We start from the raw sequence: 16516 nt of genomic DNA, 5'->3' as shown, positions 1-16516 counted from the left end.
GCGATCGGCATCCTCCTCCGGCCCTACATCCACGGGATGACGGCCGCCGCGGTTACATCCCCGGTGGGATGCGCCCCCGCCGCACCGCGATCTAGCTTCGTGCCATGAACACTCAGCGGCTCGTCGTGCGGCTCGGCGACGTCCACAAGAAGTACGGCCCGGCCACGGCCCTGAACGGCGTCTCGCTGGACGTCCACGCGGGGGACGCGGTCGCCGTGATGGGTCCGTCGGGCTGCGGCAAGTCCACGCTGCTCAACCTGATCGCGGGCCTGGACCGTCCGACGCGGGGCACGGTCGAGGTCGGCGGCCAGGACCTGGGGGCGATGAACGAGACGGAGCTGGCGCTGTTCCGCCGCCGCCAGATCGGCATGATCTTCCAGTTCTTCAACCTCATCGAGGACCTGCCCGCCCTGGACAACGCGGCGCTGGCCGCCCAGCTCACCGGCACCCCCGCCCGGCAGGCCAGGGACAGGGCGATGGAGCTGTTCGAGGAGCTGGGCATCGCCGGGCGCCGGGACGCCTACCCGGCGGCGCTGAGCGGCGGCGAACGCCAGCGGGTCGCCGTGGCCAGGGCGCTGATGAACCGCCCGGCCCTGCTGCTGGCCGACGAGCCGACGGGGGCGCTGGACAGCCGCTCGGGCGAGCAGGTGATGGACCTGCTCATCGACCTCAACCAGATCGGGCAGACGCTGGTGATCGTCACGCACGACCCCGGCCTGGCCGCCCGCTGCGCCAGCCGCACGGTCGAGCTCGCCGACGGCCGGGTGGTGGCCGACCACAGCCTGGAACGCACGCCGTGAGCCCGGACCTCGGCGCGCCGCCGTCGCGCGGATCCGCGGGGCAGGGGACCGGCGCCGTGCGGCGGGCGCACGGATCCGCGGGGCAGGGGGCCGGTGCCGTGTGGCGGGCGTCGCGGGCGGCGGTGCGGCGGCGCCGGGTGCAGACGTTCGTGCTCGGGATCGTCGTGTTCTGCTCGACGGTGGCGATCGTGGTGGCGCTCGGCCTGCTGGAGAGCCTGTCGGCGCCGTTCGAGCGGGCCTTCGAGGGGCAGCGCGGCGCGCACGTCGTGGCCTCGTACGATCCCGGCGAGGTCACGCCGGCGAGGCTCGCGGCCCTGCCACGCGGGGTGGAGGCGGCGGCGGGCCCGTTCGCGCAGGCCGTGATCACGATCCCGGAGACGTTCGAGCACCTGCCGCCGGGCCCGCTCACGGTCGTCGGCCGCCCCTCCCCCGGCGGCGCGGTGGACCGGCTGGACCTGTGGGCGGGCCGCTGGCCCGCCCGCCCCGGCGAGATCGTGCTGGACCGCCCCGCGAACGGGTTCTTCTCCTTCCTGCTGGGGGTGAAGTTCACGGTGCGCGAGGGGCAGGCGTTCACCGTCGTCGGCCTGGCCTCCAGCGTGAGCAGGAGCTCCGAGGCGTGGGTCACCCCGGGCCAGGCCGCCGCGCTGCGCCCGGCCGTGACGCAGATGCTCTACCGCCTGACCGCCGCCGGCACCGACGCGGAGGTCCGCGCGGGCACGGCCGCGATCGCGGCGGGCCTGCCGGCCGGGGCGCTGCTGGGCTCGCAGTCGTACCTGGTGGTCCAGCGCGACGCGGGCCGTGCGGCGGCGGCCTTCCTCCCGTTCCTGACCGTCTTCGGGGTGCTCGGCCTGGTGGTGGCGGTCCTCATCGTGGTGAACGTGGTCAGCGGCGCGGTCGTGGCGGGCTACCGGCACATCGGCCTGCTCAAGGCGCTCGGCTTCACCCCGAACCAGGTCGTGGCCGTCTACCTCACGATGGTCCTGGTCCCTGCGCTGGCGGGCGCCGCGCTCGGCACCGTGGCGGGCGCCGTGGCCGCCCGCCCGCTGCTGGACGACGTGGGGGCGGGCGTCTTCACCGTCTCGACGAGCCCCTGGGTGTACGCGGCCACGCTCGCCGGCATGCCGGCCGTGGCCGTGCTCGCCGCGCTGGCACCCGCGCTGCGCGCGCACCGGCTGACCGCCGCCCGGGCGATCAGCGCGGGCGCGCCTCCCGGGCGGGGGCGCGGGCTGCGGGTCCAGCGGCTGCTCGCGGGCGCGCCGCTGCCCCGCCCGGTCAGCCTCGGGCTGGGGCTGCCGTTCGGGCGGCCGGGGCGCGCCGCGCTCACGCTGGCGGCCGTGGTGCTCGGCGCGGCCACGGTGACGCTGGCCGCCGGCCTGTCCATGACGATGACCGCGTACGGCGCCGCCGCCCAGCGCGTCGGCCACGTGCACACGGTGGTCCACGCCGGCCAGGCCCGCAACCACCAGACGCCGCCCCGGCACGGCGACGCCGGGATCGAGGCGCTGCTGCGCGCCCTGCCCGGCACCCGGTACGTCACCGCCGACGCCTGGGTCAACCTCCACCTCGCGGGGCATCCGCAGCCGATCCAGGGCAGGTTCCTGCGCGGGGACTCGGGCACGCTGGGCGAGACGCTCGTCGAGGGCCGCTGGCTGCGCGGCGAGGGAGAGGTGGTGGCGCCCTCGGCGTTCCTGGACAAGCGCGGCCTCGCGGTCGGCGACCGGCTCACCCTCTCCCTGGGCGGCGGGCGGGCGGAGGCGACGGTCGTCGGCGCGACCATGGACGGCTCCGCGGACCTGATCCAGGCCGACTGGCGCACGCTGGCCGCGCTCGCGCCCGGCCAGCGGGCCACCCAGTACGAGGTCCGCCTCTCACCCGGCACCGACGTGGAGTCCTACCACGCGGCGGTCAGGGCGGCGGATCCCGGCCTGTACCCGGTCGCCAAGTCCGCGACCGACCCGACGACCGTGGCCGTCATCGGCTTCGCGTCCGTGCTGACGGTGCTGCTGGGCACGGTGTCCGCGCTGGGCGTGTTCAACACGGTCGTGCTCGACGCCAGGGAGCGGCGGCGCGACATCGGCGTGCTGAAGTCCATCGGGATGACGCCGCGCCAGGTCACGGCGATGATGGTGACGTCGATGGCGGCGCTCGGCGCGGCCGGCGGGCTGGCGGGCATCCCGATCGGGGTGGCCGCGCACCATCTGGTCGTCCCGGCCATGGCCGACGCGGCCGGGGTGGCGCTGCCGCCGTTCATGGTGGAGGTGTGGCGGGCTCCGCTGCTCGCGCTGCTCACGCTGGCGGGGGTGGTGATCGCGGTGCTGGGCGCGCTCGTCCCGGCCCGGTCGGCGGCGCGGCTGACCATCGCGACCGTGCTGCACAACGAGTGAACGGGGCTGGACGGCGGCCGCGGGGCGGTGGACGCTGATCGTACGTCCGGCGCGGGACGCCCTTCGATCCGCGCCCCCATCGCACATCGAGGAGGAAGCATGCCCGCGACACCCCATGCCGAGCACGTTGGCAGCCTCCTGCGCCCGCCCGGGCTGCTGCGAGCCCGGCAGGCGCGCGAGCGCGGCGAGCTGAGCGCCGAGGAGCTGGCCGAGCGGGAGGACGCCGCCGTGCTGGCCGCGATCGAGCTGCAGCGCCAGGCGGGGATCGAGGTGTTCACCGACGGGGAGATGCGGCGCCAGACCTGGCTCGCGGGGCTGCTGGAGTCGCTGGGCGGCGTGTCGCCCACCCCGCTGCCCTCCACCGAGTGGTGGCGCGGCGACGGCGAGCCGGTGCCGCCGGAGGAGACGTCCTGGGACCTGGTGGTGGCGACCGGCAAGCTCACCCAGAAGCGGAACCTGACGGCGACCGAGGCCGGCTTCCTGGCCCGGCACGCCCCCGGCCCCTACAAGATCACCATGGTGAGCTCGTCGATGGGGAGCCTCCTGTGGCGGCCCGACCTCAGCGCCGCCGCCTACCCCACCCCCGCCGACCTGTTCCGCGACCTCGTCGCGCTGCGGACCGAGGAGATCAGGGGCCTGCTGGCGCAGGGCGTGCGGTGGATCCAGCTCGACTCGCTGGCCTACGACTTCGTGATCGACGACGGCTTCCGCTCCCGCGTGCTCGGGCCGGCGGCGCCGGAACCGGAGGTGCTGCTCGACGCGGCGGTCGCCATCGACGCCCAGCAGGTGCGCGCGGCCAAGGAGCTGGACCCCGAGGTCACGGTCGCCCTGCACCTGTGCAGGGGCAACAACCGCAGCGCCTGGTCGGCCAAGGGGGGTTACGACCCGGTCGCGGAGCGGCTGTTCGGCGAGGTGCCGGTGGACCGGTTCCTGCTGGAGTACGACACGGAGCGGGCGGGCGGGTTCGAGCCGCTGCGGTTCGTCCCCGAGGGCACGACCGTGGTGCTCGGGCTCGTGTCGTCCAAGGTGCCGGCGCTGGAGTCGCAGGACGAGCTGCGCCGCCGCATCGACGAGGCGGCCAAGTACGTGCCGATGGAGAACCTCGCGATCAGCCCGCAGTGCGGCTTCGCCTCCACCGTCAGGGGCAACCTGCTCACCGTGGACGAGGAGCGGCGCAAGCTGGAGCTGGTGGTGGAGACGGCGCGGATGGTCTGGGGCTGAGCCCGCCACTCTCAGCTCTGGACACGCGACCACGAATGACGGGGCCGGCCGTCAGTCCGCCTGCCTGGCGGCGCGGCGGGCCGCGTCGATGGCCTCGGCGGGCGCCGAGCGGGCGGGCCTGGTCAGGATGCGGCGCACGACCTCGACCGGCAGCTTGGGCTCGCGCCCGGCGGTCAGCAGGCCGTTGGTCTCCTGCTCGGTGTCGGTGAGCTGGGTCCAGCAGAAGCCGGCCAGCTCGGGGCTGTCCAGCACGGCGTCCACGAACTGCCCGAACTGCTCGGCCAGCTCGCCGGTGGTGGTGACGGCGGCGTACCCGTGCCACGGCTCACCGGCCCCTGGCCGCAGGCTGAGGCCGCCGATCTCCGACAGCACCACCGGCTGGCCCCGCCTGACCGGGTCGCCCAGCAGGGCGACGCGCCGGGCGGGCGGGCGGTCGGTGAGGACGCGCTCGACCGCGTCCCGGTCGGCGTACCGTTCGCGGATGGACGCGCCGGTCGGCGCGTAGTCGTGCAGGCCCCAGATGTCGCTCTCGGTGTGCTCCCACCCGTCGTTGGAGATCACCGGGCGGGTGCCGTCGAGCGCCTTGGTGAGGTGGTAGAGCGCGGCGGTGGCGTGCCGCTGCTCCGACACGTCCGCGGCGTGCCAGACGCCCCAGCTCTCGTTGAACGGCACCCACGTCACCACGCACGGGTGGCTGCGGTCGCGGGCCACGACCTCCAGCCATTCGCGGGTCAGCCGCTCGACGGTCCTGGGCGCGTACTCGTAGGCGCTGGGCAGCTCGCTCCACACCATCAGGCCGAGCCGGTCGCACCAGGCCAGGAAGCGCGGGTCCTCGACCTTCTGGTGGACGCGCACGCCGTTGAACCCCAGCTCCCTGGCCAGCTCCACCTCCCTGCGCAGCGCGTCGGCGGGGGCGGCGAGGTGCGAGCCCGGCCAGTAGTTCTGGGCCAGGACCAGGCGGAGGAAGCGAGGCCGGCCGTTGAGGAGGAAGCGGCCGTCGCGGATGCCGGTGCTGCGCAGCCCGACGTACGAGGTGACCGCGTCGATCGGCTGCCCGCCCGCCGACAGCTCGACGCGGGCGTCCAGCAGGGTGGGGCTCTCCGGCGTCCACAGCAGCCTGGCCTGTTCGAGCTGGTGCCTGGCGGCCGGGATGGCGATCACCCACCGGCCGTCCCTCTGCCGGGTGCGGCAGGTCTGGTCGGCGAGCACCTCCTCCCCCAGGGTGAGGACGACGCGCACGTCCACGTCCCGCTCGGGCTTGCGGGACAGCTCGACCTCCACGGTGACGGCGGCGCCGGGCACGTCGGGCGTCCAGTGCAGCGTCCGGAGGTGCAGCGCGGGCACGACCTCGGCCCAGACGGGCTGCCAGATGCCGGTGGTGCGGTGGTACCAGATCTCGTGCGGCTCGGCCCGCCAGTCCTGCTTGCCGCGCGGCTGGGTGGCGTCGTCGCACTCGTCCTCGGCGCGGACCACGACGACCTGCTCCGCGCCGGGCACGAGCGCGTCGGTGACGTCGAACGTGAACGGGGTGTGCCCGCCCTCGTGCCCGCCGACGTGCACGCCGTTGACCCAGACCCGCGCGCGGTAGTCCACGGCGCCGAAGTGCAGCAGCAGCCGCTCCCCCGGGCCGGGCGCCCGGTCGGGGCGCAGCGTGCGGCGGTACCACACCACAGGGTGGGGGGCGGTGTCGCGCAGGCCGGACAGCTCGCTCTCCGGCGGGTACGGCACGGTGATCGTCCTTGTGTACGGGGCCGCGTCCTCGTGCCAGCCGAGCGCCAGGCCGCGGTCCTCGTCGTCGGTGGCGAAGCCCCAGGGGCCCGACAGGTCCTGCCAGTGCGGGCGTACCAGCAGGGGGCGGGGATGGTCGGTCACGTCGCTCCAGGTCGTCAGAGGGGCAGCGTCATCAGAGGGACAGCACGGTCACGGAGTGCGGCCCGACGGTCCACGTGCCGCCGCTCGACTCGACGTCGCCCAGGTCGCGTACGGCGATCGTGTCGGGCGCGCCGAGCGTGTTGACCGCGTCCAGGGCCGCCACGTCGGCGCCCAGGGTGCGGATCCTGGCCGTGGCGGGCGTGTTGGCCTGCGCGCCGTCGAGCACGATCCGCAGGCGCGCGGGAGCGTCGCGGTGCCGGTTGACGACGGCGATCCGCAGCGAGCCGTCGTCGGCGCGGGTGGCCGACACGTCCACGTCGGGGACGGTCATGGGAGCGGTGAGCAGCCGGCCGTCGGGGCCGCGGTTGTCGCCGAGGGTGACCGAGGTGGTGCGCGCCGGCCCGGTCACCTCGCAGGGCAGCACGGTGCGGCCGGTGTGGTGCCGGTACAGGTGCCAGACGTGGTAGATGGCCGAGCGGATCGCGCCGCCGGGGCGGGCGACGACCAGGCCGTTGGCGTTGACCAGGTTGACGGGGTTGGCCATGGAGACGGGTGCGGGCAGGCCGGCGGTGCGGTGGATGGCGTGGAAGACACCGGCGCAGAAGATCGCGTCGGCGACCGTCCTGGGGCTCCACCGGTTGACGCGCACCTTGAGCGGGTCGTCCACGGGCGTGAGGTCTCGCGGGGCGATGCCGCCGTCGTCGCCGGCCAGCGGCTGCGGCCACTCCTCGGGCTCCAGGTGGCGCATGGTCCACTCGTCCAGGGCGAGCGCGGGCGGGCGGTCCAGGCCGGCGTCGGCGGCCAGGGCGGTGACGAGCTGGGAGTAGGTGTGCATCTCCCGCTCGAAGTAGAGGGCCTGGGCGACGACGGCGTCGTAGTCGTCGCCGGTCCACAGGTGGGTGCCGGCGCCGTACAGGTGCAGGGACAGGTAGTCGAGCAGCGAGCCGGCCCGCTTGAGCAGCGGCCTGGTCCACTCCTCCTGCCGCCACGGGATGCCGACGCCGATCAGCTTGACGCCGGGATCGACCAGGCGCATGAACAGGGCATGCTCGCGGGCCGCGGCGGCGTACTCGCCGGCTGTGCGGTGCCCCATCTGCCAGGGGCCGTAGACCTCGTTGCCGACGCCCCAGTACCGCACGTTCCACGGCTCGGCCCTGCCGTTCTTGGCGCGGCGGGCGGTGAGGGTGGTGTCGCGGGCGGAGTTGGTGTACTCGATCCAGCGCACCGCCTCGTCCACGTCGCGGGCGGAGTGCACGAGGTACGGCTGCGCCCCGGCCGCCTCGCACCAGGCGAGGAACTCGTCGGTGCCGAACCGGTTGCTCTCCCGGCCGCCCCAGGCCAGCTCCAGCCTGCTGGGGCGGCCGTCGCGCGGGCCGATGCCGTCCTCCCAGTGGTAGGCGGAGGTGAAGTTGCCGCCCGGCCAGCGGATCGGCCCGGGGCCGAGCTCCCTGACGAGCTCCAGCACGTCGGCGCGCACGCCGCGCAGCAGGCCGGGCTCGTCGATCGACAGGGGCGAGCCCTCGTCGAACACGCCGCCGTCGATGTTGCCGAAGAACGCCGACTCCAGGAAGTGCCCGTAGACGTCGTCGTCGATGCGGCCGGCCGGCCGGCGGGTGTCGATGGTGACGAGCGCTTCCCGCATTCCGGTGGACTCCGTTTCCCTCATTGCTTCACCGCTCCCGCGATGCTGTCGACGAACTTGCGCTGGAGCGCCACGAACACGGCGATCACCGGGATCAGCGAGATCACGGCGGCGGCCGCCATGCCCGACCAGTCGGTGCCCCGCTCGCCCACGAAGACGGTCATGCCCACGGCCAGCGTCCGCAGATCGGGCTCGCTGAGCGTGAACACCAGGGGCAGCAGGTAGACGTTCCAGGCGAACAGGTAGGTGAGGATCACCACGGTGGCGGTGATCGGCCAGGCGAGCGGCAGCATCACCCGGAAGAAGACGGTGAGGGGCCCGGCGCCGTCGAGGCGCGCGGTCTCCTCCAGCTCCTTCGGCAGCCGCCGGAAGTAGCCGGCGTAGAGCAGGGTCGAGGCGATCTGCCCGCCGGCGCCCAGGCCGAGTATCACGCCGGTGTGCGTGTTGAGCAGCCTGAGCTGGTCGGTGAGCTGCGTGATCGGGATGATCGTGTAGCCCTCGGGGAGGAAGAACGTGACCAGGAACAGGCCGATGAGGAACTTCTTGCCGATGAAGTCGTAGCGGCCGAGCACGTACCCGGCCAGCGCGCTGCGCACCACCACGAGCAGCACCGTGCCGACCGTGATGACCAGCGTGTTGACGAAGTACGTGGCGAAGCCGACCTCGCTCCAGGCGCGGGCGTAGTTCTCCCAGACCGGCTCCTCGGGCAGCAGGCCGAGGCCGCTGCCGAAGATCTCCGAGGAGGTCTTCAGCGACGCCGACACCAGCCAGACGAACGGGTACACCCACAGCCCGCCCAGCACCAGCAGCAGGACCACCGTCACCACCTGCCGCACGCTCGGGCGGCGCAGCCGGAGTGTCACGACTCGCCCCTCCTGCCGCGCGCCCACCGCATGCCCAGCGCCTGGGCGACGGCGAGCACCATCGTCAGCAGCCCGAACAGCACGGCGGCCGCGGAGGCGTAGCCGAGCTGCGGGACGTTGGCCTGGAAGGCCGTGCGGAAGATGAAGATCTCGATCACCTCGGATGAGAAGGACGGTCCCCCGCCGGTCAGGGTCTGCATCAGGTCGAAGACGTTGAACGCGGCCACGGTGTCGATCAGCGTGATGATCACCAGGAACGGCACCAGCAGCGGCATCGTCACGTGCCGGAACTCCGCCCAGGCGCCCGCGCCGTCGATCATCGCGGCCTCGTGCACGCCCTGCGGGATCGTCTGCAGCGCGGCGAGCCAGTAGATCAGGGTGATGCCCAGCCACTTCCACACCCACACCGCGATCCCCGCGTACAGGGAGGTGCCGGCGTTGGCGGCGAAGTTCTCCGGCGAGTCGATCAGCCCGGACCAGACCAGCGACAGGCTGACCGGGCCGCTCGCGTCGAGCAGCAGCGTGAACACCACGCCCACGATCGCGCCCGTGGTGACGACGGGCAGGAAGAACAGGGTGCGGAAGAAGCCCTTGAACGGCGTCTTCCTCGCGTTGAGCACCAGCGCCAGCGCGAGGGCCAGGCCGACCCGCAGCGGCACCGCGATCACGAGGAACACCAGCGAGTTCCAGAACGCGTTCCAGAACAGGTCGTCGCCGATCAGCCGCTCGAAGTTCTCCAGCCCGATGAACGTGCCCGCGCCGGCGAAGCCCGGCCAGTCGAGGAAGGCGTACCACCAGGAGGCCAGCAGCGGATAGACGGTGTAGGCCCCGTACCCGAGCACGGTGGGGAGCAGGAACAGGTAGATCCACCAGTCCTGCCGCAGCCGCCGTGCCCGGCCCTTCGGCGGGGCTGCGGGAGCGGCGACGCTCTCGCGCCGTGAAGTCGTCGTCGTCATCTCAGCGCCCGGCGTAGTCCTGCTGGCCGTAGTCCTTCTTGCGGTCCCAGTTGCCGAACACCCAGGCCTTGAGGTCCACCTCGACGCCCTTCTCCTCGCGCACGACCTTCAGCGCGCGCTCCCGCTCGGCGCTGATCTGGTCGTTGAAGCGGCGGAGCTGGCCGCCGACGTCGGTGGAGGCGCCGGTCAGCACGGACTGGACGATGTCGCCGAGGTTGGGGTGGATGTCGCGCATCTCGGCCAGCACCTGCCAGACGCCGGGGTTGCCGACCTCGGGCACCGGGCCGATGCGCACGTCCTCCTGGAAGTTGGCCACGCACGTGCGGTACGCGTCGTGCACCTGGGCCTGGCCGATGACTTCGGCGGCCAGCGCGGGCGGCTGGTCCATGGCCTCGGCCAGGCTGGTCTGGAACTCCTTGGTGGTCATCTGCAGCATGAGCTCGGCGGCGGTCCCGGCCTGCTTGGACTGGTCGGACACCCAGAACGTGCCGGACGAGGGCGGGCTGTAGACGAAGTTCCTGGTGGTCTCGGGGCAGGGGATGTGCCAGGTGCCGACGCCGCGCTCGACCGCCTCGGGCTCGTCCACCCGCAGGCCGCCGATGAACCAGGCGCCCCACAGGTAGATGCCGGCCTGCCCGGCGGCCCAGCGGGCGCGGGCGTCGCGCGCGCCCATCGACGCCGAGGCCGGGTGCACGACCTTGTCCTTCTGCAGGCTGACCAGGAACTCGATGGCGTCGATGTACGGCTGGCTGTCGTAGACGTAGTCGCCGGTCGCCCAGTCGACGTTGCCGGGCCCCGGCGCGCCGGCGGCCATCGCCAGCCGTTCCACCAGCGCGCGCAGGTACTCCGTCTCCTTGCTCGGCACCACGATGCCGTAGGCGCCGCTGTCGTTGCCGGTCGTGACCTTGCGGGCGATCTCGCGGAGCTTGTCCCAGGTGCCCGGCTCCTCCTCGGGATCGACGCCCGCCTGCTTGAGCATCGCGGTGTTGACCCAGGGCACCGCCTCGTGCCAGCGGCCGGAGAACGGCGGGAAGGAGTAGACCTCGCCGTTGAAGCGGTGCAGGCCGTCGTACAGGAGCTCGCCGACCGGGCTGCCGGCGAAGTCGGCGAGCTTGCCGATCGGCTGGAACCAGCCCTCGCTCACCAGGGCCGCCGGGGAGACGCCGCCCAGGCCCGCCAGGGAGTGCACGTCGGGCATCTGGTTGCTGCGCCGGCCGACCTGCAGCGCCTGGCCGAGGTCGGGCGCGTCCATCTGGCGCCGTTCGACGGTGACGCCCGGGTGCGCCTTCATGAACGGGGCGAACAGGTCGTCCTGCAACATCTTGGTCAGCGGGCGGAACTGGTCCCACCACTGCAGGCCGCCACCGCCGCTGCCCGCGCTCGCGCTCTTCTCGGCGAGCTGGCCGCCGCCGGTGCAGCCGGCCAGCGCCGCGGCCAGGACGGCGGCGCCCGCGCCGCCGAAGAGGCGGCGCCGCGTGAGATCGCTCGGATTCGTTCGGCTCGGCCCGGCGCCTGTGGCGCCCGGGGTGGTGGTTCCAGAGATCCGGTGGTGATGCCGCCCCATGGCGACTCCTCAATGTCTATGTCTTCGACTGCCGTGTCTTCGACTCGGTCACCGACCTGGTCCGCTCACCCTGGCGAACCAGGACCCCCCGGAGCGGATCTATGTTTGCGCTAACTTAGGGCTGGCGCCTATCAGCGTCAAGAACGTGTTGGTGAGATCCACCCGCCGACGGGCCGATTCCGCGCCGGAATCGCACCGGGGTAGCCTGTCGGCGTTCCACCTCGCGGCAGCCCGCGTAACGTGCTGCCCTGACGAAGGGAGACAGCCGGGCGTGGTGCGATCACCGGGGACGAGGGCGTCCGGAGGGCCGTCCATGGCGGACGTCGCCAAGCTCGCCGGAGTGTCGGGCCAGACCGTGTCACGGGTCGTCAACGGCAACGACCGCGTGACCGCCGCGACGCGGCTCAGGGTCGAGGCGGCCATGCAGCAGCTCGGCTACCGCGCCAACATCGCCGCCAGGGCGCTGGCCACGGGCCGGTTCGGCACGATCGGCGTGGTCATGTTCAACCTCAGCGCCGTGCTCAACGTGCGCATCGTCGAGGCGGTCGTGACGGGCGCCCAGGCGCGCGGCTACTCCGTCAGCGTGGCCGTGGTGGACGGGCCCACCGAGAAGGACGTGCGCGCCGCCGTACGCGGGCTCACCGACCGGGCGGTGGACGGCGTGATCGTGATCGAGGCGCGCGTGCTCGACACCCCGCACCTGCGGCTGCCGGAGGAGGTGCCGCTCGTCATCGCCGACAGCAGGGCGGCGCACAAGCACCCGACGTTCGGCATGGACGAGGCCGCTGGGGCCCGCGCGGCCGTCGACCACCTGCTCGGGCTCGGCCACGCCACCGTGCACCACGTCGCCGGCCCGGCCGGCTCCAACCCGGCGCAGCGGCGGCGGGCGGCCTGGCAGCGGCAGCTCAAGCGCTCGGGGCGCGCGGTCCCGCCGCCCGTCGCCGGGGACTGGTCGCCGCGCTCCGGGTACGACGCCGCGCTGCGCCTGCTGGCCGATGACGACGTGACCGCCGTGTTCGCGGCCAACGACCAGATGGCCGTGGGCGTGCTGCGGGCGGCGGCGGAGCTGGGGCGGCGGGTGCCCGGCGACCTGAGCGTCGTGGGCTTCGACGACCTGGACTTCGCGCCGTTCCTGACGCCGCCGCTGACCACGGTCCGGCAGGATCTGGAGACGGTGGGGCGGCGCTGCGTGGAGCACCTGATCGCGCGGATCGAGGAGCCGCGCGGGACCGGCGCGCCCCAGCCGGCCAGCCGGTTCGTCCGCCCGGAGCTGATCGTCCGCGCCTCCACCGCCCCGCCACCCACCGCCCGCCACTGAACGCGCGGCCGCCTGCTCGCGGCCGCCGGCCACGCCCCCTCGCGTCCGCAGCCTCCAGGACCCCGCTGGACGTGCCCCGGCCCTCACAACCGACGATCGGCCGTTGACAGGCCGGTGAAGTTAGCGCAAACATGAAACCGCGTCGATGACGATCTCCCCCAACCCGTCAGAGAGCAGGCACCTTGCTTCGTCGACTGTCGATCGTCGCGATGACCGTGGCCCTTGTCACGGTCTCGCCCCTCACTCCCGCCGCCACCGCTCAGGGAGGCACCCCCGTGACCGAACAGCTCCCCGCCGCCCACGGCGCCCTCGGCGCGAACTTCAACCAGAACCTCGACGCCCTCGACTACCGCGAGCTGCGCGAGTCCGGCACCCGCTGGGTACGCGGCTTCTACCCGATGCCCGCCACCGACCAGGGCGACCCGGCCGGGCACTTCGCGATCAGCACGATCACCGAAGCGGGAAGCCGCGGCTACGACACCATCCTGAGCCTCAAGTGGCCCTACAACGCCGCCTCCTTCCCGCAGCCCGGCAGCGCCGCGATGGCCGCGGAGCTGGCGCGGCTCGACCGGGTGCTGCCCACGGTGCTGAACAAGGTGGACATCCTGGCTATCGGTAACGAGCCGTTCATCGAGAGCCTGCCCGCCGAGCGCGACGAGCGGCTCAACGTCTTCTACGAGACCGTCGCCCGGCACGTCATCGACCACCGCCGCGAGCACTGCGGCACGAACTGCCGCACCACCCTCTACATGGGCGCCCTCAACCGCCTCGACCTGGCCGACCGCCGCACCCCGGCCGCCGAGCGCTGGATGGCCTTCGTCCGCGAGACGCCCGAGATCCAGGGCGTCGACATCCACCCGCACATCCCGGCGCCGGAGAACGCGCAGGCGTTCCTCGACTTCATCCTGCCGAGGATGCGGCCCGACCAGACGTACCTCGTGACCGAGTTCTCGCTCGTGTGGTACTGGAAGCGGCACCTCCAGGACCCGGTGTCCGGGGAGTTCGCCGAGCGGTACGGGTTCGCCCCCGGCACCAAGGTCTGGGAGGTGATCAAGGCCGCCATCGACGAGCCGTTCAGCCGCAAGCAGTGGAACGACTTCCTGACCGGCAGCCCGTGGTTCATGGAGCAGGCCGGCTTCCTGCGCTCGCAACTGGCGCTGTACCGGGGGACGGGACGGCTGGCGGTGGCCACGTACGGGTTCAAGCAGGACGACCTGATGGTCGGGAACTTCGGGCCCAACAAGGATCCGTGGCTGCTGAACAGCGTGTTCGTGCCGTACACCGCCAAGAGCCCCGGCAACGGGACGTCGGCGCCCAACTACTGGCTGAAGGACTTCAAGGCCCTGCAGCGCTCATGACGGCACCTCGGTGGTGCCGAAGCGGGTCAGCTCCTGCCGCCCGTCCGTCACCACGATGGTGGAGTCGTCCCCTGTGATGAGCACGAGCTCGTCGTCACCGTCGCCGTCGTAGTCGCCCGCCGCCAGCGGCGCGGCCTCGGCCAGGCCGGCGACTCCGCCGCCCGGTGCGAGGCCGCCGGCGCCCCCCCAGAAGACCTTCGGCGCGGTGGCGCTCACGTCCCGGGTGGGAGCCGCACCGCCGAAGGCGAGGTCGTCGTCGCCGTCGCCGTCGAAGTCGCCCGCGACCGCGGCGCCGGCGGAGCCCTGGAAGGCCGCCTGCCGGCCGTTGCCGTAGTAGACGGTCAGCGTGCGGTGCACGGAGGGCGGCTCGGTCTCGTAGCCGGGCTCGTTGTTGCGGCTGCCGTCGTCGCCGACCGCGACGTCCCTGGCGCCGTCGCCGTCGAAGTCCCCGAACGCGGCCGCCATGCCCTGGTTGAGCTTCCTGCCGGACTTCGCCAGGCCGCCGGGGCCGGCGGCGAGCAGCCAGCCGCTGGTCTGCTCGCCGTCGTCGCCCTCGTGGACGAGCAGCGCGGTGGCCCGGCCGCGGCCGATCTCGTCCGCCGTCAGCCGCCAGAAGTCCCCGCCGGTCGGCGAGTCGCGGACGTCGCTCCTAGCGGGGACGCCCTTCCGGGTGAACGGCCCGTACAGGATGGTCAGGTCCTCGGCGAGGCCGCCCGACCTGGGCGGGGTGGCCATCGCCAGGTCCGCGGCGCCGTCGCCGTCGAAGTCGCCCGCGACCGCCCGGGAGTGGATCTGCCCTCCCGGCCCCGGGGGTCTGACGGGTGTGGGGCCCGTCCTCGCGGCGATGCCGTCCGGGCCGCCCCAGAAGACGTGCGGACCCTGCGGGCCGTCGTCCGGCCCTCCGTAGGCGAGCACGTCGCCGAAGCCGTCGCCGTCGAGATCGGCCCCGGCGCCCCCGGCGGCCGGCCACGAGGTGAACGTCTCGCGCGGCACGGCCACCGCCTCGGACGGGACGAGCCCTTCCGGCGAGCCGTGGACGACGCCCAGCCGCCTGCCGTCCGCCGGGCCGAACTCCGCCACCAGGTCCGCGTACCCGTCGCCGTTGACATCGCCGGCCTTCCCCCGCCCTCGCGAGGCCGTGACGGAGCGGGGGCCCGGCGACCCGGCGGAGGCGTCGGCGGAGGTGGGCGGCACCGGCGTGGTGGCCGGCGGCACGGCGGGCTCGGGGCGGGGCGTGGAGCCGGAGCCGGAGCCGCCGGGGCCCGGCCCGGCGCCGCAGCCCGCGAGCGCCACGGCTGCCATCAACACGATCATCGCCTTTCGCGGCACAGTCCCACAGCCTAGGCCAGCGCGCCGCCTTTCCTCATGCGGCGTTAAGAATGTCTGTTTAGCCTGTGCGGCTGTGCTGGTGCGAGAGGCTGTGGAGACGGAGCGGCGGGCAAGGCCCCGCCGGGTGTGGCGCAGGCGGGTGGCCGTCGGGGTGGCCGTGCTGTTCGCGGCGGGGACGGCCGTGCGGCTCGGCGGGCTGGAGGCGGGCGTCTTCCTGGTGCCGATGGTCTCCTTCACGCCCTACTTCGCCCTCGCCGCGCTGCTCGTGCTGGGGGTCGTGGCGCTGCTGCGCAGCCGGGCCGCGATCGCGATCATGCTGGCGGTGTGCGCCTGCCTGGCCTGGTGCGTGCTGCCGCGGGCGCTGGGCGGCGGCGACGCCTCCGCCGGCGGCCGGGCGCTGCGGGTGCTGACGGCCAACCTCAACGGCGGGCGCGGCGACGCGACGGTGATCGTCGATCTGGCCCGCAGGCTGAACGTGGACGTGCTGAGCATCCAGGAGCTGACGTACTCGGCCAGGGACCGGCTGGCGGCGGCCGGGCTGGCGGAGCTGCTGCCGTACCACGTGGGCAGGGCCGACTTCCGCGGCCCGGAGGGCAGCGGCGTCTACTCCCGCCATCCGATGACCGAGCGCACGGGGCTGTTCCGGCCGGTCGGGCACCACATGCCGGTGGTCGAGGTGTCGCTGCCCGGCGGTTCGGCCGTGGAGGTGGTGGTCGTGCACCCGGTCGCGCCCGTGCCCTCGACGGTGCCGGAGTGGGAGGCGGGGCTCTCCGCCCTGCCGCCGGCGCCGGCCTCCGGGCCGCCCAGGATCCTGGCGGGCGACTTCAACGCCACGCTCGACCACGCGGTCTTCCGCCGGCTGCTCGACACCGGCTACACGGACGCGGCGGCCTCCACCGGGCAGGGGCTGACCCCGACCTGGCCGCACGGGCGCTCGCTGCCGCCGCTGGTGGCCATCGACCACGTGCTGACGGACGGGCGGGGGTCGGCGGCGGGGGTTCAGGTGTTCGACGTGCCGGGTTCCGATCACCGCGCGCTCTTCGCGGACCTGCGGATCAAGGGCTGAGCGTACGAGAGAAATCCAATCCGGCCATGTCCCGTTTGTTCCGGTCATGACGCGAATATGAGACACCTGCAAAAAGTTGTTTAAGCAGGACCGGGAATTTATCGTCTACGTGCCGGCCGGCACTTTCACACCGAGGCCGGGGG

The 16516-nt window shown here is 73.5% G+C and carries 12 protein-coding genes; 6 read left to right on the top strand and 6 right to left on the bottom strand.

Going from position 1 to position 16516, the window contains the following annotated elements; translation table 11 throughout:
- Positions 1–104: 104 nt before the first annotated feature.
- The 3 genes from HD593_RS22725 (at position 105) to HD593_RS22715 (ending at position 4405) form a co-directional block, all read left to right on the top strand.
- On the top strand, positions 105–800 hold the full coding sequence (locus HD593_RS22725) for an ABC transporter ATP-binding protein (RefSeq protein ID WP_185104143.1): 696 nt from the start codon (positions 105–107) through the stop codon (positions 798–800).
- The gene (locus HD593_RS22720) at positions 797–3184 is read left to right on the top strand and encodes an ABC transporter permease (protein ID WP_221524895.1); all 2388 of its coding nucleotides are present in this window, start codon (positions 797–799) and stop codon (positions 3182–3184) included. Before HD593_RS22725 ends, HD593_RS22720 begins: the two co-directional genes overlap by 4 nt.
- 99 nt (positions 3185–3283) lie before the next feature.
- Positions 3284–4405, top strand: coding sequence for a cobalamin-independent methionine synthase II family protein (locus HD593_RS22715; RefSeq protein WP_185104142.1), 1122 nt, complete (start codon positions 3284–3286; stop codon positions 4403–4405).
- Positions 4406–4456: 51 nt separating this feature from the next.
- Here the strand turns inward: HD593_RS22715 and HD593_RS22710 are convergent, their stop codons facing one another.
- From HD593_RS22710 to HD593_RS22690, 5 genes are read right to left on the bottom strand one after another with little or no spacing between them, the layout of a single operon-like run.
- Entirely contained in the window at positions 4457–6277 is a 1821-nt protein-coding gene (locus HD593_RS22710) for a glycoside hydrolase family 2 protein (RefSeq protein ID WP_221524894.1), read from the bottom strand.
- Positions 6278–6308: 31 nt separating this feature from the next.
- Positions 6309–7919 carry an alpha-L-arabinofuranosidase C-terminal domain-containing protein gene (locus tag HD593_RS22705; RefSeq protein WP_185104141.1) on the bottom strand — a complete coding sequence of 537 codons (1611 nt, stop codon included), beginning with the start codon at positions 7917–7919 and terminating at the stop codon, positions 6309–6311.
- Between the two features lie 20 nt (positions 7920–7939).
- Positions 7940–8782, bottom strand: coding sequence for a carbohydrate ABC transporter permease (locus tag HD593_RS61605; RefSeq protein WP_221524893.1), 843 nt, complete (start codon positions 8780–8782; stop codon positions 7940–7942).
- A complete protein-coding gene (locus HD593_RS22695) occupies positions 8779–9738 on the bottom strand; it encodes a carbohydrate ABC transporter permease (protein ID WP_185104140.1) in 960 nt (319 codons plus the stop codon). The genes HD593_RS61605 and HD593_RS22695 overlap by 4 nt, the downstream gene beginning before the upstream one ends.
- A gap of 1 nt (position 9739) precedes the next feature.
- On the bottom strand, positions 9740–11302 hold the full coding sequence (locus tag HD593_RS22690) for an ABC transporter substrate-binding protein (protein ID WP_185104139.1): 1563 nt from the start codon (positions 11300–11302) through the stop codon (positions 9740–9742).
- Positions 11303–11615: 313 nt separating this feature from the next.
- Between HD593_RS22690 and HD593_RS22685 the strand changes: the two genes are divergently transcribed.
- Positions 11616–12620: a LacI family DNA-binding transcriptional regulator gene (locus HD593_RS22685; protein ID WP_185104138.1), complete on the top strand. Its 1005-nt coding sequence runs from the start codon at positions 11616–11618 to the stop codon at positions 12618–12620.
- Positions 12621–12895: 275 nt separating this feature from the next.
- On the top strand, positions 12896–13978 hold the full coding sequence (locus tag HD593_RS22680; RefSeq protein ID WP_221524892.1) for a hypothetical protein: 1083 nt from the start codon (positions 12896–12898) through the stop codon (positions 13976–13978).
- On the opposite strand, the gene HD593_RS22675 is transcribed toward HD593_RS22680, so the two are convergent.
- Complete coding sequence (locus tag HD593_RS22675; protein WP_185104137.1) at positions 13973–15280, bottom strand: FG-GAP repeat domain-containing protein; 1308 nt, start codon at positions 15278–15280, stop codon at positions 13973–13975. The genes HD593_RS22680 and HD593_RS22675 overlap by 6 nt on opposite strands.
- A gap of 100 nt (positions 15281–15380) precedes the next feature.
- On the opposite strand from HD593_RS22675, the gene HD593_RS22670 reads away from it, so the two are divergent.
- Entirely contained in the window at positions 15381–16373 is a 993-nt protein-coding gene (locus tag HD593_RS22670; RefSeq protein WP_185104136.1) for an endonuclease/exonuclease/phosphatase family protein, read from the top strand.
- Positions 16374–16516 lie beyond the last annotated feature (143 nt).

This window comes from Nonomuraea rubra, from assembly GCF_014207985.1.
Classification (GTDB): Bacteria; Actinomycetota; Actinomycetes; order Streptosporangiales; family Streptosporangiaceae; genus Nonomuraea; species Nonomuraea rubra.
This window is presented reverse-complemented; position numbering and strand designations above follow the sequence as displayed.

Bases quoted from the DNA above. Each gene is read 5' to 3' on its own strand.
- HD593_RS22725 (WP_185104143.1), top strand. From the start codon at position 105: ATGAACACTCAGCGGCTCGTCGTGCGGCTCGGCGACGTCCACAAGAAG.
- HD593_RS22715 (WP_185104142.1), top strand. From the start codon at position 3,284: ATGCCCGCGACACCCCATGCCGAGCACGTTGGCAGCCTCCTGCGCCCG.
- HD593_RS22705 (WP_185104141.1), bottom strand. From the start codon at position 7,919: ATGCGGGAAGCGCTCGTCACCATCGACACCCGCCGGCCGGCCGGCCGC.
- HD593_RS22695 (WP_185104140.1), bottom strand. From the start codon at position 9,738: ATGACGACGACGACTTCACGGCGCGAGAGCGTCGCCGCTCCCGCAGCC.
- HD593_RS22690 (WP_185104139.1), bottom strand. From the start codon at position 11,302: ATGGGGCGGCATCACCACCGGATCTCTGGAACCACCACCCCGGGCGCC.
- HD593_RS22685 (WP_185104138.1), top strand. From the start codon at position 11,616: ATGGCGGACGTCGCCAAGCTCGCCGGAGTGTCGGGCCAGACCGTGTCA.
- HD593_RS22675 (WP_185104137.1), bottom strand. From the start codon at position 15,280: ATGGCAGCCGTGGCGCTCGCGGGCTGCGGCGCCGGGCCGGGCCCCGGC.